The organism is Streptomyces sp. NPDC003032 (assembly GCF_053591415.1).
Window position 1 is genome coordinate 52,528 of the sequence record NZ_JBSFTT010000030.1, and the last position, 21,239, is coordinate 73,766.

The following is a 21,239-nucleotide window of genomic DNA, read 5'->3' on the forward strand; positions in this document are numbered from 1 at the left end:
ATGGCACGCCACCGGTCGGCCGCCTTGCTCACGGCCGCATGCGGGCTGAGCGCGGTGGCCGTCGGGTGGCTGCTCCCGGGCACGCCGCGGACGGGCCCGCAGGACGCGGGTCCACTGCCCGCCGGCGTACAGAGCGCGGCCACCGGCACCAGTACGCCGGCCGCCTCGCCCCCGACCCACGTCCACGGGCCGAAGGGCCTCGACGCCGCCGTCGTACCGGTCGCGGCCGCGGGTGACGGGGCCCTGGCCCTGCCGGAGGGCGTGCGTACCGGCGGATGGTGGGCGCTGGGGGCCGCCGCCGGTTCCTCGAACGGCACCGTGCTGATCGCCGGACACGTCGACACCCGCGAGGACGGACTCGGGCCCTTCGCCGCTCTGCACCGGATGCCGCTGGGCGCCCGTATCGACGTGACGGGGGCCGACGACCGGGTGCGCGCGTACCGGGTCACGGCGCGGCGCACGTACCGTCAGGAACGGCTCCCCGCTGATCTCTTCACCGCCGACGGCCCCCACCGGCTGGCGCTGGTCACCTGCGCCGGGCCCTACGACAGGGCGCTCGGCCGGTACGAGCGCAATCTCGTCCTGTACACCACGCCTGTGGCCCGGACCCGAAAGCCGGTCCTCAGTGCAGGCTGGCGCCCTGCGAGCGCAGTTCACGCTGTACCGCGCTCGCCGGGACATCGCGGGGCCGTCTGCCCTGGGCGGCGGCCAGCGCCGCGCAGACGCCCGCCGCCTGGCCGGTGGCCATCGAGATCGGCATGACGCGGTACGAGGAGTGGGCGACGTGGTCGCCGGAGATGCAGCGGCCGGCCACCAGGACGCGGTCCACGTCGCGGGGGAAGAGGCAGCGCAGAGGGATGTCGTAGGACTCGCCGCGCGGGAGCCGCTTCAGTGTGGTTCCGCGGCCGCTCGGGTTGTGGATGTCCACCGGGTACGCGCCGCGGGCGATGGCGTCGTCGAACTTGCGGGCGGTCAGCACGTCGTCGCCCGTCAGCAGGTACTCACCGGTGATCCGGCGCGTCTCGCGGACGCCGACCTGGACGCCGCTCTGCACGACGTAGGAGTCGGCGAAGCCCGGTACCCGCTCCCGCAGGAAGCGGCCGATCTGCGCCATCTGGCGGTGGGCGGCGAACTCGGCGCGGGTGAGGTCCCAGACGCTGGTGCCGAGCACTTCGGTGACGCGGGTGGAGTTGACCGCGATCTCGCCGGTGTTGGGCGTGGCGAAGAAGAGGATGTCCTCGCGCGGCAGGTCCAGTTCACCGGCGTCGGTGGCGGCGCGCACCAGGTCCCACAGCCCGTGCACGCCCTTCCACTGGTCGGGGTTGGCGCGGGCGTAAGCGGTGAACTCCTCGTGGTCGAAGCGCACCATGCGGAACATCAGGGTCATGGGCTGTGTCCAGCCGTCCTCCGGCCGGCCGATGTCGTACGGGGCGCCGGCCGCCGCGGCGATGTCGCCGTCCCCGGTGCAGTCGACGATCACGTCCGCGTCCATGACCACCGGCCCCGACTTCGTCTCGAACACCGCCCGCGCGCGGTCGGGCAGGGTGAGGACGCCGGAGGCGAAGGCGTGCAGCAGCGTGCGGACCTCGTGGGTCTCCAGCAGCTCGTACACGACCAGCTTGAACAGCTCCGCGTCGAAGGGCACCGTGTAGCCGGTTTCGAGCGAGGGGCGGATCGCGGCTCCCGCGCGCACCAGTTGTTCGAGCAGGGTCCACAGCACGCCGCCGACGACCGGTTCGCCCTCGCCGTGGTCGGGCGGCAGCAGGCGTGCGGCGTCACCGGCGACGGCCTGTTTGACCTCGTTGTGGAAGCTCATCAGGGGCATGACGAGCGCCGCGGTGGCGTTGCCGCCGAGGAATCCGTACCGCTCCACGAGGACCACCTCGGCGCCCGCGTTCGCGGCCCCGATGGCCGCCCCGATACCGGCCGGCCCACCGCCGATCACCAGCACCTGGGTGGTACCCGCGTGCAGAGCCTGGCGCGGGGGAAGCTCCACGCTCCGGGGAACGCGGGGCGGCATCAGATGGGACACGGTTCCTCCCTGAGGGGACCGGGTGCGGTGCTGTCGAGGTAGGCGAGGAACCGGTCGGCGGTCCGGGCGGCCCGCAGCCGCAGCGTCTGCGTCCGGGCGGACATGTGCGCCATGCGGGCGGGCCGCTCGTCCCACAGCCGGTCGACCTCCGCCAGGAGCTGGCCCGTGTTCTCCCTGACCACGCCGCGCAGGGCGGGCGCGCCGACCTGCTGGGCGAAGTCGAAGACCTTGCCCGCGTAGGGCAGGGGCAGCAGGGGGATGTCGGCGAGCGCGGCGAAGATCAGGAAGTGCAGCCTCATGCCGATGGCCAGGTCAAGGCGCGCGACGATGTCGAGCACCTGCTGCGGGCGGTAGTTCCCGTGCAGCACCGTGCAGCGGTCGGCGTCCGCCATGTGGGAGACCACCGCGTGGGCGTGCCGGATGTCGTCGCGTTCCATCGGGACGAAGACGACGTGCGCGTCCAGCCTGCGTACGAGGAAGTCGCCCACGTTGGCGAGCAGCTGGTGGTAGCCCTCCTCGTCGAGGTGCTCGGCGGCACGGCCGGGCTCCCGCACGCTCATCCCCGCGAGACGCACTCCGGGGGGAACCGCCTCGGCGCGCAGGAGTTCTCCGCCGCCGCCTCCCGGTTCGAGCAGCAGCGCCGGGTCGGCGGTGACCGAGACCGGCCGGGAGAGCCCGGCCTCCTCCAGCACGAGCTTGGACTCCTCGTCGCGCACCGTGACCTCGGCCGCGTCGCAGAGCGTCGTACGGACCCACGCGCAGTCCGCCTCGTCGGTGAGCGGCCCGGCGCCCACGGCGTAGGTGAAGACCGGGACGCCGAGGTCCTGGGCGGTCCTGGCCAGCCGCAGATAGCGGCGCGCCTCGGTGTCGTAGAGGATTCCGCCGCCGCCGAGCACGAGCACGCTGAGGCGGCGCAGGTGCTCGGAGATCCACTCCCGGCACACGCCTTCCCAGCCGACGACCTCGACGTCCGGGTGGGCGACGCGGCTGTACTCGGGGGTGCGCGAGAAGAGCACGACATCGACGTCCGGACGCCCGGCGCGGATGCGGTCGAGCATGGCGGTGAGGATCGCCTCGTCCCCCACGTTCCGCCCGCCGTAGGATCCGAGCACCCCTACGGTCACAGAGTTTCGGTCACCCATGATCGGCCCCTAGCGTGATTCAGCGGGCTCTAGACCATTTCACCGGATAGGTGACATTTACGCCTCTCCAGAGCGCGGAATGCCCGGCCGGCCTGCTGGCGCCCCAGCAGGCGGACCGGGCATTCGCTCACGCCCGTACCGGGCGTACGGTCAGTCGTCGAGCAGGATGCGGAACCGGGTGAGGTCGCCGTGCGTGGTGACCTCGGCCTGGCCCTCGGCCTCGCGGTACTTGCCCGTGCCGCCGGTGACCTTCGAGAGCCCGCCGTGCGGAGCGGGACCGACGTGGTCGATGGTGTCGCTCAGGCTGATGCCGCCCTTGTCGGTCCGCAGCACCCGCTGGCACATGGCGACGTACCCGTGGCGCCGCACGTCGACCACGCTGCACTGGGCCGAGGCGTCGCCGATCTTCTTTCCGGGCCGTCCGTGGTGGTTGGTGTACAGGTGGGAGTGGACGGTCCAGTCGACGCCGACGTGCGGATGGTCCGGCCTGCTGTCCGACTGCTTGACCGCCAGCCAGTCGAGCACCTGCACGCTCTCCTTGGAGCTTTCCTTGGGCTCGGGCCGGGGGGCCGCCTCGGCGGCGCAGGTCAGGGCGGTGCCTGCCAGCACCGCGGAAGCGGCGGTGAGCACGCCGGCGCGGAGCAGCCGGGTGCGAGAACGGGTACGCGACAAGGGGAACCTCCAGGGTGTGAGGGAGTTGGAACCAGCTCACCTCAACTCCGTGGGCGGCCGCAGGCAACGACACAGGACCGGGGAGTCACCCGCCTGGTCGCGCGGTGTCACCCTGTCAGCAGGCGGCGGCCGGTCGGATGGGCGGGCGCGGAGTGGGCAGGCCGTCCACGTGAGGAACCACATGAGCGACCGCAGACCACCGTCCCCCGCCACACCCCACCTCGACGCCGCGGCCATGGCCCGCCTCGTCCCGATGTCCGCCGCGATCGACGCGCTGGAAGCGGTCCTCGCGTCGGGCCTCGACCCGGAAGCGGAGCCCGCGCGCGGTGTCGTGGAGGTGCCCGGCGGCCAGCTGCTCCTGATGCCGTCGGCCACCGCCTCGTACACCGGCGTCAAGATCGCCACGGTCATACCGGCCAACCCCGGCCGTGGCCTGCCCCGCGTCCAGGGCCTGTACGTCCTGCTGGACGGGGCGACGCACGCGCCCCTGGCGCTGCTGGACGGCATCGCGCTGACCTCGCTGCGCACCCCCGCGGTGTCCGGGGTCGCGATCAGGCACCTGGCGGTCCCCCGGGCGCGCCGGCTGCTGGTCTTCGGGACGGGGCCGCAGGCGTGGGGTCATGTGGAGGCGGTGCGCGCGGTGCGGCCCTCCCTGCTCCACGTCGACGTGGTCGGCCGGGACGCGGACCGGGTGGCCGCCTTCGTCGACCGCTGCCGCGCCGCGGGCCTGACGACGGCCGCCGCGGGCCCCGAGGACGTGGCTCACGCGGACGTGGTCTGCTGCTGCACCACGGCGCGCACCCCGCTCTTCGACAGCGCCCTGCTTCCCGAGCACGCGACGGTCGCAGCGGTCGGCTCCCACGAACCCGGCGCCCGCGAGGTCGACGCCTCTCTCGTGGGCCGTGCCACGGTGGTGGCGGAGTCCCGCGAGGTGGCGGCGCGGGAGTGCGGCGACCTGATCCTCGCGGCCGCCGAAGGCACCTGCGACCTGGCCTCGCCGCACACGCTGGCGGCCCTCGTCCGGGGCGCGGTGAAGCCCCGTGAGGGACGGCCGCGGCTGTTCAAGTCGGCGGGGATGGCCTGGGAGGACCTGGGGGTCGCGGCCGCCGTGTACGAAAGGTGGGTCGCCACCGGGTGAGCCGGGTCCCGCGCGGCGGGGTGCGGGGCGGTGCGGTCGTCAGGGCGTCGTCGTCGAGACCAAGTACACCATCGGGTGCTCGGGGTTCGCGCGGTCCACCACGATGTCCTGCGTCGGCCTCGGGTCCTTGCGTTCATGGGTGAGGCCCGACCACGGGCCCCGGCCCGTGAACTCCCAGCCGACGACGTTCCGGTCGCGCTTGCTGATGGTGAGGTCGTTCGGCTTGAGCGCGCTCGTCGTCGTGCCGATCTGCTTGAGGAACTTGTCCAGGCCCTTGTTGCTCGTGAGGAACTGGACGTACAGGCGGCTGGTGCGCCAGTTGTTCGTCTCGTAGTAGGCGACCTCCGCCGAGTACGGCGGGACCGGCACGTCGTACAGGCGGCGCTGCACCCTGGAGGGCCAGCCTTCGGTGAGGCCGGTCGCGGAGTACTTGTCCTCCTTGTCGCGGCCGCTGTTGCGGCTCTGGTTCGCGGAGATCACGAGGTACCCGGCGGGGACGCCGATCAGCAGCACGATGATCGTCGCTGTCAGCCAGCGGCGGCGGATCATGTGGCGGCGGTCCTCGGTCCTGTCTCCGTCGCGGCCCGGCTCGGGCGCGCCGGGGAACTCCGGGGACGAGGGCTGGCGGGGGACGGTCATCTACGGGGTTCCCTGCGAAGTGCGGTCGTTGGAGCGGCGGGCCTCGACGTAACGCTCGTAGCGTTCGTAGCGCTCCACGCGGCGGCGGTTGGCGCGGCGGAAGCGGCGGGCGACCAGGCGGGCCAGGTCGGCGGCGCCCACCATGCCCGCCTCGGGGCCCAGCTGGGCGCGGGCGATGCGGGCCTCGGGGCGGTAGCCGCGGCCGGTGAGGTGGCGGCGGAACGCGTCGCGGGCCGGGCCGATCAGGAGGTCGTCGGCCGCGCTGACGCCGCCGCCGATCACGAAGCAGGAGGGGTCGAGGGCGGCGGCGAGGTTGGCGATGCCGACGCCGAGCCACTGGCCGATGTCCTGGAGCAGCTCGACGCACATCGCGTCGCCCTCGCGGGCCAGCTCCGTGATGAGCGGCCCGGTGATGTCCGGGACGTTGCCCTTGACGCGTTCGATGATGCTGTACGCCACCGGGGAGTCGGCGGCGGCCAGCTCGCGGGCCTCGCGGACCAGCGCGTTGCCCGAGCTGTACTGCTCCCAGCAGCCGCGGTTGCCGCACGGGCAGCGGTGGCCGCCGGGGACGACCTGCATATGGCCGAACTCGCCGGCGACGCCGAACTTGCCGCGCTTGACCTGGCCGTCCTCCAGGATCGCGCCGCCGATGCCGGTGCCCAGCGTGATCATGACCAGGTGGTCCTCGCCGCGGGCCGCGCCGAAGCGCCACTCCGCCCACGCGGCGGTGTTCGCGTCGTTGTCGACGAGCACGGGGACCGCGAGGCGGCCCGAGATGCGGTCGCGGAGCGGTTCGTTGCGCCAGGACAGGTGCGGGGCGAACAGGACGCGGTTGCGCTCCGCGTCCACCCAGCCCGCCGCGCCGATGCCGACCGCGTGGACGTCGTGGCGGTCGGAGAGGTCCAGGACCAGCTCGACGATGGTGTCCTCGACGACGCGCGGGCTCTTCGACTTGTCCGGGGTCTCCGTGCGGAGCGTCTCCAGGATGTTGCCGTCGGCGTCGACGACGCCCGCCATCACCTTCGTGCCCCCGATGTCGATGCCGACGGTGGGGACGCGGGGCGCCGTCAGATGGGACCGGCGCTCCCGCGTGCCCACGGTTCGCAGGACGGTGGCTCGGGCGGAGCCGCGGTGCGCGAGGTCGCGGTAGGTGCTCATTGCGGCGATTCTGCCTCACGCTCGCGGGGGCGCGCACAACGGGGACCCGCGGCTCGGGTGCCCCGCAGCTCGGCGCGCCCCGCAGCTCGGCGCGCCCCGCTACGGGGTGCGGTCCGTCTCCAGTTCGTGGCGGAGGTCGTCCAGTTCGCTGCCGCCCGCCATCTGGCGGGTCAGTTCGTCGAGGGTGATCTCGTCGCGGGCGTAGCTGCCGGACATCGCGCCCCTCTTGAGGAGGACGAAGCGGTTGCCGACCAGGTACGCGTGGTGCGGGTTGTGGGTGATCAAGACCACTCCGAGGCCCGCGTCCCGCGCCGCGGCGACGTACTTCAGGACGACGCCCGACTGCTTGACGCCGAGCGCCGCCGTCGGCTCGTCAAGGACGAGGACCTTCGCGCCGAAGTAAACGGCGCGCGCGATCGCCACGCACTGGCGTTCGCCGCCCGACAGCGTGCCGATGGGCTGGTCCACGTCGCGCAGGTCGATGCCCATGCGGAGCAGCTCCGCGCGGGTCGTCTCGCGCATGAGGTCGACGTCCATGCGCTTGAAGGGGCCGACGCCCTTCGTCGGCTCGGAGCCGAGGAAGAAGTTCCGCCAGACCGGCATCAGCGGGACCACGGCGAGGTCCTGGTAGACCGTGGCGATGCCGCGGTCCAGTGCCTCGCGCGGCGAGCCGAGCCGCGCGTCCTCACCCTCGATGCGGAAGCCGCCCGTGTCGTGCTGGTGCAGACCCGCGATGATCTTGATGAGGGTGGACTTGCCCGCGCCGTTGTCGCCGAGCACGCAGGAGATCTCCCCGGCGTGGACCACGAGGGACACGCCTTCGAGGGCGCGGACGTTGCCGTAGTACTTGCTGACGTCGTCGAGTTCGACGAGCGGGTCGCGCTCCCCCGCCGCCGGTGCCGCGTCCGCCTTGGTCGTGTCCGTGGTCACTTCGTCGCCTCCGCGCGCTTGCGGACCCAGTGGTTGAGCAGGGTGGCCAGGAGCAGCATCACTCCGAGGAAGAACTTGAACCAGTCGGAGTTCCACTCGGCGAACACGATGCCCTTGCTGACCATGCCGAAGATCAGCGCGCCGACGGCCGCGCCGACCGCGGAGCCGTAGCCGCCGGTGATCAGGCAGCCGCCGATGACGGCCGCGACGATGTAGATCAGTTCGTTGCCGACGCCCTCGCCGGACTGCACGGTGTCGTACGAGAACAGCAGGTGCTGGCCGGAGATCCAGGCGCCGAAGGCGACGCCCATATAGAGGCCGATCTTGGTCGCGGCGACCGGGACGCCGACCGCGCGGGCCGCGTCCTCGCCGCCGCCGACCGCGAAGATCCAGTTGCCGACGCGCGTACGCAGCAGGACCCAGGTGGCGACCGCGATCAGGGCGAGCCACCAGACGATGGTGATCTTGTAGTCGACGCCGCCGATGGAGATCGTCGAGGCGAAGACCTCCTTCGCGGAGGAGAAGCCCTCCATGTCGGCGATCGACTTGGTGGAGACCGTGCCGCTGATCAGCTTGGTGAAGCCGAGGTTCATGCCGGTCAGCATCAGGAACGTACCGAGCGTGATGATGAAGCTCGGCGGGTCGGTGCGGGTGAGCATGACGCCGTTGAAGACGCCGAACGCGAGGGTGGCGACGAGGGAGACGAGCACGCCGACCCAGACGTTCGCCGTCATCTGGTAGCTGAACATCGAGGAGATCAGCGCGGAGGTCGTCACCATGACGCCCGCCGACAGGTCGAACTCGCCGCCGATCATCAGGAGCGCGACGGGCACCGCCATGATGCCGATGGTCGAGCCGGCGTACAGCACCGTGGCGAGGCTGTTGGCCTGCAGGAAGCTGTCCGCGACGACGGCGAAGAAGACGAAGACGGCGATGGCGCCGACGACCGAGCCCAGCTCGGGGCGGCCCATCAGCTTCTTCAGCGGCGAGGTCTTCAGGAGGCGCTCGTCGCTCTTGGTCCGCGGAGCCGGCGCCGGGGCTGTGGCGGTCATCGGGTCCCTCGCTTCGCGTATTCCTCGAGTTCGGCGGCCTGGTCCTTGGTGACGATCTGGGGTCCGGTCAGGACCGGCTTGCCGCCGCCGAGCACGTCGGCGTTGTACTTGTACAGCCAGAGCAGGTCCACGGCCTGGTAGCCCTGGAGGTAGGGCTGCTGGTCGACGGCGAAGCCGAGGGAGCCGGACTTCAGACCGGCGGCGACCTTCTCGTTCAGGTCGAACGTGTCGATCTCCGCCTTGCTGCCCGCGCCCTCCTTCGCCTTCACGGCGGTGTCCGCGAAGGGCGCGCCGAGCGTGACGACCGCGTCGATCGACTTGTCGGTCTGGAGGCGGGCCTCGATGGAGGACTGCACGTCGGGCATGTTGGTGCCGGTCACGTACAGGTTCTGCAGTTTGCCGTCGAAGGTCTTCTTGGCGCCGTCGCAGCGCTGCTCATGGCCGACGTTGCCCTGCTCGTGCAGGATGCACAGCGCCTTCTTCCTGCCGCGCCTGTTGAGCTCCTCGCCGACAGCCTCGCCCGCGATCGTCTCGTCCTGGCCTACGTGGGTGAGCGCGCCGAACTCCTTGGACTCCGCGGAGCCGGAGTTCACCGTGATCACCGGGATGCCGGCCTTCCGGGCGCGGGCCAGGGCGCCCTTCATCGCGTCGGGCTTGGCCAGCGTGACGATGATCCCGTCGACCTTCTTGTCGATGTAGGAGTCCACGAGCTGGGCCTGCTGCTGGGCCTCGTCGTCATGGGCGTACAGGAACTTGATGTTGTCCTTGACGGCCGCCTGCTCGGCGCCGCTCTGGACGATGTCCCAGAACGTGTCGCCGTCGCCCGAGTGCGTCACCATGCCGAAGGTCCAGCGCGGCGTGTCCACCGCCGCCTTCCCCTGGGCCGTCGCCGCCTTGCGGGCGTCCTCGGCGCGCTTGCCGCCCGTGCTGCTGCACCCCACGAGGGACGCTCCGAGCACCGCCACCAGCACGGCGCCCACCGCGCGTACCCCTGTCTGAACCCTTGCCACGACGCCGTGCCCTTCTTGTTCTGCTCCTCGGTGCGGCCGGTCCGGATCCCCGGCCCCAGCCGCCCAAGTATCGACCACTCGGATCACGCATGCGTTCATCGGGTACCGCGGGCCGTGTACTTCTCCAGCTTCGGCACGTCCTTCGCGGTGACGATCGCGGGGCCGGTGAGGACGGGTTTGCCGCCGCCGAGGACGTTGGCGTTGTACTTGTAGAGCCAGAGCAGGTCCACGGCCTGGTAGCCCTGGAGGTAGGGCTGCTGGTCGACGGCGAACCCGACCTCCTTGACCTTGAGGCGCTTGACGACCTCGGCGTTCAGGTCGAACGTGACGACCTCCGCCTTCCCGGCCGCGTCCCCGGCGTCCTCCTTGGCCTTCACCGAGACGGCGGCGATGGGCGCGCCGAGCGTGACGACGGCGTCGATGTCCTTGGTGGCCTGGAGCTTCGCGCTGACGGACGACTGGGCGCCGGGCGCGTTGGTGCCCTCGACGTTCAGGTTCTCGACCGAGCCCTCGAAGGTCTTCTTGACGCCCGCGCAGCGCTGTTCGAGGGAGACGTTGCCCTGTTCGTGGATGACGCAGAGCGCCTTCTCCTTGCCGCGCCTGTTCAGCTCCTCGCCGACGGCCTCGCCGGCCACGGACTCGTCCTGTCCGATATGGCCGAGCGCGCCGGACTTCGCCGAGAACTCGCCCCCGGAGTTGATGGTGACGACCGGTATCCCCGCGTCCGCCGCCTTGGCGAGCACGCTCTTCATCGCCTCGGGCTTGGCCAGGGTCACGACGATCCCGTCGACCTTCTTGTCGACGAACGACTGGACCAGTTCGGCCTGGCCCTTGGCCTCTTTGTCGTTGGCGTAGAGGAACTCGACGTTGTCCTTGTGCGCTGCCTGCTCGGCGCCGCTCTGGACGATGTCCCAGAACGTGTCGCCCTCACCGGAGTGGGTGACCATGGCGATCTTGAGGCGGGGCGTGCCGACGCCCTTGCCGCCGCCCGAGCCGTCCCCCGACTTGTCCTCGTCGTCCTTGCCGCCGGAGCTGCTGCACCCCGCGAGCGCGATCACCGCGGTCGCGATGAGGGCCGCGGCCGTACGGGGTGCTGTACGGGCTGTGCGCATGGGACCACCTCTTCTCCCGGCCGCCCGAATGCGGCTGGGGGAGTTCTAGCGGCGGGCGCGCGGCAGCGTCAATGGCTTTGTCAGAACATTCTGACGACCGTGAGCGGACTTGGGACCTGCGGCGGACCTACGGCCGTACGAGGAGCTGGAACTCGAAGGAGTAGCGCGAGGCCCGGTACACGTGCGCGCCGAGCTCGACCGGGCGCCCCGTGTCGTCGAAGGTCGTGCGCCGCATCGTGAGCAGCGGGGCTCCGGCGGGTTCGGCGAGGCGCTCCCCCTCGTCGGCGGTGGCGGCGCGGGCGCCGACGGACTGGCGGGCGCTGTGCAGGGTGAGACCCGTGGCGCGCATGAGGCGGTAGAGCCCGGTGGCCTCAAGGCGCTCGGTGTCGAGGTCGAGGAGGCCCACCGGAAGGTGGTTGGTGAGGTACGCCATCGGCTCGCCGTGGGCCAGGCGCAGCCGCTCGACGCGGTGCACCTCGTCGCCCTCGGCGACGCCGAGCGCGGCCGCCACCTCGGCGGACGCGGGCTCCAGGGCGTTGTGCAGGACGCGGGTCCCGGGGCGCTGGCCCGCCGCCTCCAGGTCGTCGTAGAGGCTGCTGAGCTCCAGGGGGCGCTTGACCTGGCTGTGCACGACCTGCGTACCGACGCCCCTGCGCCGCACGAGCAGGCCCTTGTCGACGAGGGACTGGATGGCCTGGCGGACGGTGGGCCGGGAGAGGCCGAGCCGTCCGGCGAGCTGGATCTCGTTGCCGAGGAGGCTGCCGGGGGTGAGGGCGCCGCGCTCGATCGCCGCCTCCAGCTGCTGGGCCAGCTGGAAGTAGAGCGGGACCGGGCTGCTGCGGTCGACGCCGAGCCGGAGGGTCAGGGCGGGGTCGTCGACCCGCTTGTCCTGAGCTGGTTTGGCGACTGGTTTGGACACGGCCCGAGCGTAGTGCCGGGAGATGATGACGGGAAGTTGTGAAGTCCTGTTGTCCGGACAGCGTGGTTGTCGGCCAGTACCTTTGTCCGGACAAAGGATTGACACCGTGGGGTGGGCATGGCGAGGGTGGGTCCATGCGCATCGGACTGATCGGAACGGGCCGTATCGGCACATTTCACTCGGCGGCCCTGAGTCGTCACCCCGACGTGACGTCGCTCGTCGTCGCCGACGCGGACCCGGTGCGGGCCGCCGACCTCGCGGCGCGGACGGGGGCGGTGCCCGCGCCCTCGGTGGACGACGTCTTCACCATCGGGGTGGACGCCGTGGTGGTCACGGCGGCGACCTCGGCACACGCCGAACTCATCGGCAGGGCGGCGCGGGCCGGGCTCCCGGTCTTCTGCGAGAAGCCCATCGCGCTCGGCCTGCCGGGCACGCTGGCCGCGCTCGCCGAGGTGGAGGCCGCGGGCACGGTGCTGCAACTGGGCTTCCAGCGGCGCTTCGACGCGGGGTACTCGGCGGCGCGCGATGCCGTGCGGGCCGGCCGGCTCGGGCGGCTGCACACCGTGCGCGCGATGACCTCGGACCCGGCGCCGCCCCCGGCCGCGTATCTGCCGCTGTCCGGCGGGCTCTACCGCGACTGCCTGGTCCACGACTTCGACGTGCTGCGGTGGGTGACGGGGCGCGAGGTCACCGAGGTGTACGCGACCGGGTCCGACGCGGGCCCCGCGATGTTCCGCGAGGCGGGCGACGTCGGCACGGCGGCGGCGGTCCTCACCCTCGACGACGGCACGCTCGCCACGGCGACGGCGACCCGCTGCAACGGCGCGGGCTACGACGTACGCATGGAACTGGCCGGGGAACGGGACCAGTTGGCGGTCGGCCTGGACGACCGCACGCCCCTCACCTCGACAGAACCGGCCGGTCCGCCCGCGCCCGTCAAGCCCTGGCCCGGCTTCCTGGAGCGCTTCGCCCCCGCGTACGAGGCGGAGCTAGCGGCGTTCGTCGAGGTCGTACGAGGGGAGCGGGAGAACCCCTGCGACGGCCGTGAGGCGCTGCACGCGCTGCGGATCGCGGAGGCGTGCGAACTGTCGCGGCGGGAGCGGCGGTTGGTGCGGATGTCCGAGATCCCCGCGGGCTGATGCGCCCCGCCAGGGCGGACCGCCCGGTGGCGTCAGGTGTCGAGGCGTTCCGTATACGCCTCGGTCGACGGGAGGGCGGCGGGGCTCGTCATGCCCGCCGACCAGAATCCGCCGGTGCCGGGAACGGCCGTCACATCGTTGAGGTAGGGAGCCGTCGCCGGGCCCGCCGGGCCTCGGACGACGGTCCAGCCGTCGCCGTCGCGGCGCAGATACGTACTGCGGCTCTGGTCCTGGTAATTCCACCCCGATATCCAGGCGGCGCGGCCCCGCGCGTCACCCGCGATCCCGGACAGCGATCCGAGGGTGAAGCCCGCCTCGGCCCGGGTCCACGCCGTGCCGTCCCAGTGGGCCAGGGCGGGATTGCCGGGACGTCCCGGTGGTCCCCCGACACCGGCCTCGGTGCCCACGGCCCATACGTCGTCCGCGGCGGCCGCGTGCAGGTCGCCGATGCCGAGGCGGCCGCCCGCGATCGGGGGCAGGACCGTCCAGGACCCGTTCCAGCGGGCCACGAGCCCCCTCCAGCCGCCGCCGTACGCCTGGTCACCGCTCACCCAGACCTCGTCCGCTGTGCGCACGACGACCCGGTACAGGTTGGCGCTCGCGACGGGCAGCGGGTCCAGCCACCGCCACCGCCGCCCGTCCCCCATCAGCAGCCGGACCGCGCCGCCCCGGCTGCCGCAGATCCACACCCGCCGGTCGGGGCCGACCGCCACCGCTTCCAGCCTGACGCCCGGCTCGCCCCTGCCCGGGAACGTGGCCTCGCGCCAGGTGGTTCGGTCCCAGCGCAGCAGCGGGCTCGCGTTCCCCGCGGGCAGACCCACGCTCCACGCCGCGGTGGAGCAGACGCCCGCGACGTCGCTCAGCCGGCCCGTGTAGTCCAGGCGCGACAGGTCGGTCTTCGACCAGGAGCTGCCGTTCCAGAACATGGCCAGTGCCCGCGCCTGCGACGACACGGTGAGGTTCTCCTCGCCGACGGCCCAGGCCAGTTCCGGCCCGGCCGCGGCGATGCCGCGCAGCTGTGCGGCCGGGGTGCTGCCGGGCGTCGGGACGGCCCGCCACTCCTGCGCGCCTCGCCCGGCCCCGGACCGGGGCGCCGGCGCGTCGGCCCGGACAGGGCCCGAACCGAGGGTGACCCCTGAGAGTGCGCCGATCGTCCCCGCCACAAATCCTCTTCGTCTCACCGCTGGTCCCTTCCACTCGGGTGGGCACTCGGGTAGTTCTCAGCCAGGAGGAACCACCGTGAACCAGCGAGGCGCGGAGGACTAGCCACACACGTGACAAACACGGAGGACACGCAGGACGCGCAGGACGCGGGTGCTCAACCTTCCCTGTCCTCGTCCAGCAGCCCCGCGTCATGCGCCAACAGGGCGATCTGCACACGGTTGTTGAGGTCCAGCTTCGTCAGGATGCGGGACACGTGCGCCTTCACCGTGGCCACGCTCAGGAACAGCTGCGCCGCGATGTCCGCGTTCGAGCCGCCCCGGCCCACCGCCACGGCGACCTCGCGTTCGCGCTCGCCGAGCGTGTCGAGCCGGGACAGCGCGCGGCGCCTGCGGTCCAGTTGGGGGTTGTCGCCCGTCACTCGGGTGATCAGCTGCTGGGTCACCGACGGGGAGAGGACGGGCTCACCCGCGGCGACCGCGCGGACCGCCGCGACGATCTCCGAGGGCGCCGTGTCCTTCAGGACGAACCCGGCCGCGCCCGCCCGCAGGGCCCGTAGGACCTGTTCGTCGGCGTGGAACGTGGTGAGGACGATGACCTCGGGCGCGTCGGGGCGCTTGCGCAGCGCCTCCGTGGCGGCGAGGCCGTCCATCGTGGGCATGCGGATGTCCATCAGGACGACGTGCGGCCGGACTTCACCGACCAGCGGGGCGACCTCGGTGCCGTCGCCCGCCTCGCCGACGATCTCGATGTCGTCCGCGCCGCCGAGCATGAAGGAGAGCCCGGCGCGCACCAGCGGGTCGTCGTCGACGAGCAGCAGCCTGATCGGTTTCATGACGCCCACGGTAGCCAGGCCTCCAGGTGGAATCCGCCGTCGGGCCCGGGTCCGTGGGCGAGGCTGCCGCCCGCGAGGTGGGCGCGTTCGGTGAGTCCGATCAGGCCCTGCCCGGAGCCGGGCACCTTCGGTACGTCGCCGGGCGGCGCGGGGTTGCGTACGGCGATCGTCAGGCCCTCGCCGGGCGCGCCCGCGACGCTGACGGTGACCTCGGCGCCGGGGGCGTGCTTGCGGGCGTTGGTCAGGGCTTCCTGCGCGATGCGGTACGCGGTGCGGCCGAGGGCTGCGGGCACGGCCTCGGGGTCCGTGACGCGGCTGTCGAGGACGACCTTCATGCCCGCCTCGCGGGACTCGGCGACCAGCGCGTCCAGGGCGGCGAGCGTGGGCTGCGGGCGGCCCGGGGCGTCCGCGTCGCCGCCGCGCAGGACGCCGATCACCTGGCGCAGGTCCTGGAGGGCCTCGTGGGCGCTCTCCCGGATGACGCCCGCGGCGCGGACGATCTCCGCGCGGGGCGCGTCGGGGCGGAACTCCAGGGCACCCGCGTGGACGCTGAGCAGGGTGAGGCGGTGCGCGAGCACGTCGTGCATCTCGCGGGCGATGGCCTCGCGGGCGAGCCGCTGGGCCTGTTCGGCGCGGAGCGCGGCCTCGTTCTCGGCGCGGACGGCGCGGTCGCGCAGGCTGAGCAGGAGCTCGCGGCGGGAGCGCACGAACATGCCCCAGCCGATGACCGCCACGGTGATCAGCACCCCGAAGGCGATGGAGACCGCGTACGGCATGTCGGCATCGGGCCGCATCCAGTACGCGAAGGGGATCACCGCGATCGAGGCCCCGCCGATCCACGCGACGTAGCGGAAGGGACGGTGCACGGCGAGGGTGAAGATGGCGACGGCCGCCGCGCCGCCCGCCGTGTCCGAGGCCATGCCGACCGGCACCATCGCGACGGCGAAGCCGACCGGCCAGCGTCTGCGCAGCCAGACGGCGGCGCAGGCGAGGGCCCCGAGGACCTGGTCGAACTCCGCGAGGCCCTGGGAGATGTGCGGGTTGGCGCTGATCGCGTCGGCGCCGGTCATCCCGATGAGGACGGCCGCGGCGAAGCAGGTGAAGTCGGCGAACCAGTCGCGCACGGTCCGCCGCGGCCTGCGCCCCGCCCGGCCCGGGTCGAACCCCGGGTCGAACTCCCGCGCGATGGCGGAGGGCAACGCCCACGGCCGTGTGTCCTCAGTACCGCTCATGGTCGACAAATCTACGCACCGGTGGCGGCCCGGGACGGCCCTGGACGGCCCGCGCACCTGATCGTCTACGAAAGTCGCGCGGGCCCTCGACTTTCGGACCTGCCCGCCGAGCACATCCTCGTCCCGCGGCGGATGTGCGCGCAGAGGGCGCGGGGCGAGGATCTCCCCCATGAAACGGCTACTGGAATTTCTCGGTGTCATCCTGCTGATCCAGGGCGCCGGTGGCGTGGTCCACGAAGTCACCGACGAGCGGCACGGCTGGGGCCTGCTGCGGCGCTTCGGCCTCCTCGACGACTACGGGCTCTACGCGAGCATCGCGATGATCGTGCTGGCGATCGCGCTGTTCGCCGCCGCGGAGAGCCGCGGAGCGGTCAGCGGTCGCGGTCGGTGACTGCCGTACGTCCTTGACGACCGCGTCCGTTTACCGCCAGCCCCCGCCCTCGCGAACGTCTTTCATTGAACCCGCAAGCACTTACCGCCCAGAGCGGCGGATATGCGGATATCCCGATAAAGACGCGGAAGAGGTACGGACATGTCTACTCTCACCGGCAGGACGGCCCTGGTCACCGGCGGCAGCCGCGGCATGGGCGCGGCGATCGCGCTGCGCCTGGCCCAGGAGGGCGCGGACGTGGCGATCACCTACGTCCACAGTGAGGCGGCGGCCCACGAGGTCGTCGCGAAGATCGAGTCCATGGGGCGGCGCGGCATCGCCGTCCGGGCGGACGCGGCCGACCCGGGGGACGCCGCGGGCGCGGTGGAGCGCGCGGCCGACGACCTGGGCGGCCTGGACATCCTGGTGAACAACGCGGGCATCGGAGTCCTCGGCCCCATCGGCGACTTGACGCTCGCCGATGTCGACCGGGTTCTGGCGGTCAACGTACGAGGGGTCTTCCTGGCCTCCCAGGCGGCGGCCGGACGGCTCCGCGACGGCGGCCGGATCATCACCATCGGCAGCTGCATGGCGCAGCGGGTGCCGGGCCCCGGCGGCACGCTCTACGCGACGAGCAAGGCGGCGCTGATCGGCCTCAACAAGGCGCTGGCGAGGGAGTTGGGCGGGCGCCGGATCACGGCGAACCTGGTCCAGCCGGGTCCGATCGACACGGACATGAACCCGGCGGGCGGCCCCTTCGCCGACGGGCAGAGCGCCATGACGGCGCTCGGCCGCTTCGGCTCCGCCGACGAGGTGGCGTCCCTGGTCGGCTATCTCGCCGGGGACGACGCCGCGTACGTCACCGGTACCGAGCTGTCGGTCGACGGCGGCCACGCCGCCTGACGTGCCCGGGACATGGGTGCGGGGCGCACCGGGGCTGTCCACCCGGTGCGCCCCGCGTTCAGCGGGAGCGGGGGCCGGTCAGCCGCCCAGCTCCTGGTGGCGGGCCGCCAGCTTGGCCGCGCCGTCCTCGGTCAGCGAACCGAACAGGCGCAGGCGGGAGATGCCGCCGTCCGGGAAGATGTCGACGCGCACATGCGTGCCGACGACCGGGGCGTCAAGGACGAAGCGGTGGTTGGTGTCGGGCTGCAGCCGGGTGCGGGGCAGCGCCTCGACCCACTCGCCGTCCTCTCCCCCGTCGCGTACGGAGAGGGAGGCCCAGCCCGCCGAGTTGCCCTTGAGGTAGGCGGTGTCGATCTCGACGGCGCGGATCTCGGACCGCTGGACGAGCTGGTAGCGGATCCAGTCGTTGCCGTTGTCGCGGCGGCGGCGGGTCTCCCAGCCGTCGTCCATCTTGCGGGAGCGGCCCGGCTGGATGGTGTTGGTGGCCGGGGAGTAGAAGCGGTCGGAGGCGTCCTCGACCTGGCCGCCGTTCTCCAGGGCGACGACGTCGAACGTGCCGAGCGCGGCGAGCCACTTGGGGTCGGCGGCGACCTCGCCGTACACGCGGAGGCGGGCGATGCCGCCGTCCGGGTGCTGGTTGACGCGCAGGTGCGTGAAGCGCTGCTCGACGTCGACGGCGAAGCCGTTGGCGGCGTGCCCGCCGACGGGCGTACGCGGGACGAGCGTCGTCCACTTCACGTCGTCGCCGCAGAGCTCCTCCGGCGTCGGCGAACCCTCGACGCTGGTGCCCTCGACGGACACGGCCTGGGGGTAGTTGCCGCGGAAGTGGGCGGTGTCGATGACGATGCCGCGGATGACGCCGGGGGCGCCGAGGCGTACGAGCGCCCAGTCGTGGTCGTCCTCGGTGGGCCACGGGTGCTCGCCCGACACACCGCGCCGGCGGCGGGTCTCCCAGCCGTCCATGACCTTGCCCTTGTGCCCGAAGTGCTCGGGGTCGAACACGGCGGGGTGCGGGAGCAGCAGGTTCTCGCGCATCGCGAAGAACTCGTCGTTGGCGGCGATCACACCGGCCCCGAGCTGCCGGTCGGCGAGGTTGGCGTACTGGGTGAAGGGGAAGTCGGCCGTGCGGTAGTCGGCGTAGGGCTCGCCGCCGCCGTAGGGGCTCGCGTCGCCGGTGAAAGTGGCCACAGGGGTTGTGTGCTGCGCCGTCACTGTTTCAGTTGTTCCTTTCCAGAAGTCGGCCTGCGGGTTCGCTGAACTCGCCGCCGTGCAGGATGCGTTCGCCGCGCAGCCAGGTGGACTTCACGACGCCGCTGAGGGTCTTGCCCGCGTACGCCGTGACTCGGTTCCGGTGCTGGAGCTCCGCGGGATCCACGGTGAAGGTCTCGTCGGGCGCGAGGACCGCGAAGTCGGCGTCGCGGCCGGCCTCGATGGCGCCCTTCTGGTCGAGTCCGACCAGCTGCGCGGTGCGCGTGGACATCCAGCGCACCACGTCCTCAAGGCCGTGTCCCCGCTTGCGGGCCTCGGTCCAGACCGCGGGCAGGCTCAGCTGGAGCCCGGAGATGCCGCCCCACGCGGTCGCGAAGTCGTCGGTCTTCAGGTCGGCGGTGGAGGGCGAGTGGTCCGTGACGACACAGTCGATGGTGCCGTCGGCCAGCGCTTCCCACAGCAGGTCCTGGTTGCCCGCCTCCCGGATGGGCGGGCAGCACTTGAACTCGCTCGCCCCGTCGGGGACTTCCTCGGCGGTCAGCGTCAGATAGTGCGGGCAGGTCTCCACCGTCAGCTTGACGCCCTCGCGCTTGGCGGCGGCGATCAGCGGCAGCGCGTCCGACGACGACAGGTGCAGTACGTGGATCCGGGCGCCGATCCGCTTCGCGACGGCGATGAGGCCCTCGATGGCGGTGTCCTCGGAGACACGGGGCCGCGTCTGGAGGTAGTCGGCGTACTTGGGGCCGCTCTTGTGCGGGGCGGCGTCCAGCTCGTGCGGGTCCTCGGCGTGCACGATGAGGAGCCCGCCGAACCCGGCGATCTCGGCCATGGAGGTGGCGAGCTGGTCCTGGTTCAGCTCGGGGAACTCGTCGACGCCGGAGGGCGAGAGGAAGCACTTGAAGCCGTAGACGCCCGCGTCGTACAGGGGCTTGAGGTCCGCCACGTTGTCCGGCAGGGCGCCGCCCCAGAAGCCGACGTCGATGTGCGCCTTGGGGCGGGCGACGTCCTGCTTGGTCCGCAGGTTGTCCACCGTGGTCGTCGGCGGCAGGGAGTTGAGGGGCATGTCGACGAGGGTGGTGATGCCGCCGGCCGCGGCGGCGCGGGTGGCGGTCCAGAAGCCCTCCCACTCCGTGCGGCCGGGGTCGTTCACATGGACGTGCGTGTCGACGAGGCCGGGCAGCAGGACGTCGTCGCCGAAGTCCTCCAGGCGTGCGCCGTCCGGTACCGCGGCGTCGTACGCGCCGACGGTCACGATCTTCCCGCCGGAGACGGCGACCGAGGCGGCGCGGGTCCCTTCCGGGGTGACGACGCGGGTGGAGCGCAGCACCAGCTCCACATGTGCGCCGACGCCTGCGTCCACGTCCACGCCGTCCACGTCGTTCACGTCCTTCTCGGACACCCGCGTCCCCTCTCTTCTGTTCCGCTTCACAGACCTTTTGTTTCCGCTTAACGGAATTCAACGTTCTGTTGAAGGAGTTTTCACGCTCCGCCCCGTGGCGTCAAGAGCGGACTTCCCCACTGGACGTTTCCACAACGTGGAATTAGAATTCCGCTTGCCAGAACGTAGCTACCCACAACGGCAGCGTCACGGATCACGGGACAACCCTGCGGAGAACCGGGCAAAACCCATCTGACCGGGGATGACGCCCCCTCGCGCGAGAGCCCCCGGGAAGAACCGCCCGGTAGGCTGCTTCCTTGCCCGCCAGCACCGAAAGGAACGCGCCGTGCCGACGTCAAGCGCCAACGACGCCCCTGCTGAAGTCGCCGTCTCGAAGCCCCCCGCCGCGAGCGGCGGCGTGCAGTCACTCGAGCGCGCCTTCGATCTGCTCGAACGGATGGCGGACGCGGGGGGCGAGGTCGGTCTCAGCGAACTCTCCGCCAGCAGCGGCCTTCCCCTCCCGACGATCCACCGCCTCATGCGCACGCTGGTCGCCTGCGGCTACGTACGCCAGCAGGCCAACCGCCGCTACTCGCTGGGCCCGCGCCTGATCCGCCTCGGCGAATCGGCCTCGCGTCTGCTCGGCACCTGGGCCCGGCCCTACCTCGCCCGCCTCGTCGAGGAGACCGGCGAGACGGCCAACATGGCGCTGCTCGACGGCGACGAGATCGTGTACGTCGCACAGGTGCCGTCCAAGCACTCCATGCGGATGTTCACCGAGGTCGGCCGGCGGGTCCTGCCGCACTCCACGGGCGTCGGCAAGGCGCTGCTCGCGTACACGCCGCCGGAGGAGGTCCGGGCGCTGCTCGCGCGCACCGGGATGCCGGCGGCCACGGAGAAGACGATCACCACGCCGGACGGGTTCCTCGACGCGCTCGACGAGGTCCGCCGCGCGGGGTACGCCGTCGACGACAACGAGCAGGAGATCGGCGTGCGGTGCCTCGCCGTGCCGGTGCCCAACTCACCCACGGCGGCGGCCATTTCCATCTCCGGCCCGGCGGGTCGGGTCACCGAGGCGGCCACGGAGAAGATCGTGCCGGTGTTGCAGCAGGTGGCTGTGGAGCTGTCTTCGGCACTGACCAACGCGGGGGCTGGCTCCTGAGCCCTGGGTCGGATTTTTTTCCCACCCACCCGCCCGTTTGCCCCGC

20 protein-coding genes and 1 pseudogene are annotated in these 21,239 nt (G+C 72.1%); 6 read left to right on the plus strand and 15 right to left on the minus strand.

Translation table 11 applies throughout. From position 1 onward, the window contains the following. Positions 1–585: pseudogene (locus ACWDZ7_RS32605) on the plus strand (class F sortase); the annotation flags it as partial. 37 nt (positions 586–622) lie between these two features. On the opposite strand, the gene ACWDZ7_RS32610 reads toward ACWDZ7_RS32605, so the two are convergent. The 3 genes from ACWDZ7_RS32610 to ACWDZ7_RS32620 all read right to left on the minus strand — a co-directional run bounded on the left by ACWDZ7_RS32610 (position 623) and on the right by ACWDZ7_RS32620 (position 3,846). Beyond that, positions 623–2,032, minus strand: a complete 1,410-nt coding sequence (locus ACWDZ7_RS32610) for an FAD-dependent oxidoreductase (protein WP_451802012.1) — start codon at positions 2,030–2,032, stop codon at positions 623–625. Then, a complete protein-coding gene (locus tag ACWDZ7_RS32615) occupies positions 2,020–3,174 on the minus strand; it encodes a polysaccharide pyruvyl transferase family protein (RefSeq protein WP_451802014.1) in 1,155 nt (384 codons plus the stop codon). Before ACWDZ7_RS32615 ends, ACWDZ7_RS32610 begins: the two co-directional genes overlap by 13 nt. Before the next feature lie 150 nt (positions 3,175–3,324). After that, complete coding sequence (locus ACWDZ7_RS32620) at positions 3,325–3,846, minus strand: hypothetical protein (RefSeq protein WP_451802015.1); 522 nt, start codon at positions 3,844–3,846, stop codon at positions 3,325–3,327. 181 nt (positions 3,847–4,027) lie between these two features. Between ACWDZ7_RS32620 and ACWDZ7_RS32625 the strand changes: the two genes are divergently transcribed. Then, on the plus strand, positions 4,028–4,984 hold the full coding sequence (locus tag ACWDZ7_RS32625; RefSeq protein WP_451802017.1) for an ornithine cyclodeaminase family protein: 957 nt from the start codon (positions 4,028–4,030) through the stop codon (positions 4,982–4,984). A 39-nt stretch (positions 4,985–5,023) separates the two neighbouring features. Here the strand turns inward: ACWDZ7_RS32625 and ACWDZ7_RS32630 are convergent, their stop codons facing one another. From ACWDZ7_RS32630 to ACWDZ7_RS32660, 7 genes are all read right to left on the minus strand, one after another. Beyond that, on the minus strand, positions 5,024–5,623 hold the full coding sequence (locus ACWDZ7_RS32630) for a sugar kinase (RefSeq protein ID WP_451802019.1): 600 nt from the start codon (positions 5,621–5,623) through the stop codon (positions 5,024–5,026). Next, positions 5,624–6,781: an ROK family glucokinase gene (locus ACWDZ7_RS32635; protein WP_451519678.1), complete on the minus strand. Its 1,158-nt coding sequence runs from the start codon at positions 6,779–6,781 to the stop codon at positions 5,624–5,626. 99 nt (positions 6,782–6,880) lie between these two features. Further along, a complete protein-coding gene (locus ACWDZ7_RS32640) occupies positions 6,881–7,711 on the minus strand; it encodes an ATP-binding cassette domain-containing protein (protein ID WP_451802021.1) in 831 nt (276 codons plus the stop codon). Next, positions 7,708–8,763, minus strand: a complete 1,056-nt coding sequence (locus ACWDZ7_RS32645) for an ABC transporter permease (protein ID WP_451802023.1) — start codon at positions 8,761–8,763, stop codon at positions 7,708–7,710. Before ACWDZ7_RS32645 ends, ACWDZ7_RS32640 begins: the two co-directional genes overlap by 4 nt. Next, a complete protein-coding gene (locus ACWDZ7_RS32650) occupies positions 8,760–9,773 on the minus strand; it encodes a sugar ABC transporter substrate-binding protein (protein ID WP_451802025.1) in 1,014 nt (337 codons plus the stop codon). The genes ACWDZ7_RS32645 and ACWDZ7_RS32650 overlap by 4 nt, the downstream gene beginning before the upstream one ends. A gap of 95 nt (positions 9,774–9,868) precedes the next feature. Beyond that, on the minus strand, positions 9,869–10,885 hold the full coding sequence (locus ACWDZ7_RS32655; protein WP_451802026.1) for a sugar ABC transporter substrate-binding protein: 1,017 nt from the start codon (positions 10,883–10,885) through the stop codon (positions 9,869–9,871). 127 nt (positions 10,886–11,012) lie between these two features. Then, entirely contained in the window at positions 11,013–11,750 is a 738-nt protein-coding gene (locus tag ACWDZ7_RS32660; RefSeq protein ID WP_451802076.1) for a GntR family transcriptional regulator, read from the minus strand. Between the two features lie 188 nt (positions 11,751–11,938). Here ACWDZ7_RS32660 and ACWDZ7_RS32665 point away from each other — a divergent pair, with 188 nt between their 5' ends. Beyond that, positions 11,939–12,943 carry a Gfo/Idh/MocA family protein gene (locus tag ACWDZ7_RS32665; RefSeq protein WP_451802027.1) on the plus strand — a complete coding sequence of 335 codons (1,005 nt, stop codon included), beginning with the start codon at positions 11,939–11,941 and terminating at the stop codon, positions 12,941–12,943. Between the two features lie 32 nt (positions 12,944–12,975). Here ACWDZ7_RS32665 and ACWDZ7_RS32670 read toward each other — a convergent pair whose 3' ends face one another. The 3 genes from ACWDZ7_RS32670 to ACWDZ7_RS32680 form a co-directional block, all read right to left on the minus strand. Further along, on the minus strand, positions 12,976–14,124 hold the full coding sequence (locus tag ACWDZ7_RS32670; RefSeq protein WP_451802029.1) for a hypothetical protein: 1,149 nt from the start codon (positions 14,122–14,124) through the stop codon (positions 12,976–12,978). A 137-nt stretch (positions 14,125–14,261) separates the two neighbouring features. Beyond that, on the minus strand, positions 14,262–14,939 hold the full coding sequence (locus ACWDZ7_RS32675) for a response regulator (RefSeq protein WP_451802031.1): 678 nt from the start codon (positions 14,937–14,939) through the stop codon (positions 14,262–14,264). Next, positions 14,936–16,171: a sensor histidine kinase gene (locus tag ACWDZ7_RS32680; protein ID WP_451802032.1), complete on the minus strand. Its 1,236-nt coding sequence runs from the start codon at positions 16,169–16,171 to the stop codon at positions 14,936–14,938. Before ACWDZ7_RS32680 ends, ACWDZ7_RS32675 begins: the two co-directional genes overlap by 4 nt. Positions 16,172–16,340: 169 nt before the next feature. On the opposite strand from ACWDZ7_RS32680, the gene ACWDZ7_RS32685 reads away from it, so the two are divergent. Both ACWDZ7_RS32685 and ACWDZ7_RS32690 read left to right on the plus strand, forming a co-directional pair. Next, positions 16,341–16,562 (plus strand): hypothetical protein, encoded by a 222-nt coding sequence (locus tag ACWDZ7_RS32685; RefSeq protein WP_451802034.1) that lies wholly within the window; start codon positions 16,341–16,343, stop codon positions 16,560–16,562. A 141-nt stretch (positions 16,563–16,703) separates the two neighbouring features. Next, positions 16,704–17,444, plus strand: coding sequence for an SDR family oxidoreductase (locus ACWDZ7_RS32690; RefSeq protein ID WP_451802036.1), 741 nt, complete (start codon positions 16,704–16,706; stop codon positions 17,442–17,444). 78 nt (positions 17,445–17,522) lie between these two features. Here ACWDZ7_RS32690 and alc read toward each other — a convergent pair whose 3' ends face one another. Continuing rightward, positions 17,523–18,656: an allantoicase gene (gene alc / locus ACWDZ7_RS32695; RefSeq protein WP_451802038.1), complete on the minus strand. Its 1,134-nt coding sequence runs from the start codon at positions 18,654–18,656 to the stop codon at positions 17,523–17,525. 4 nt (positions 18,657–18,660) lie between these two features. Then, complete coding sequence (allB, locus tag ACWDZ7_RS32700; protein WP_451802077.1) at positions 18,661–19,989, minus strand: allantoinase AllB; 1,329 nt, start codon at positions 19,987–19,989, stop codon at positions 18,661–18,663. A gap of 388 nt (positions 19,990–20,377) precedes the next feature. Here allB and ACWDZ7_RS32705 point away from each other — a divergent pair, with 388 nt between their 5' ends. Next, a complete protein-coding gene (locus tag ACWDZ7_RS32705) occupies positions 20,378–21,193 on the plus strand; it encodes an IclR family transcriptional regulator (protein WP_451519666.1) in 816 nt (271 codons plus the stop codon). Positions 21,194–21,239: the final 46 nt, after the last annotated feature.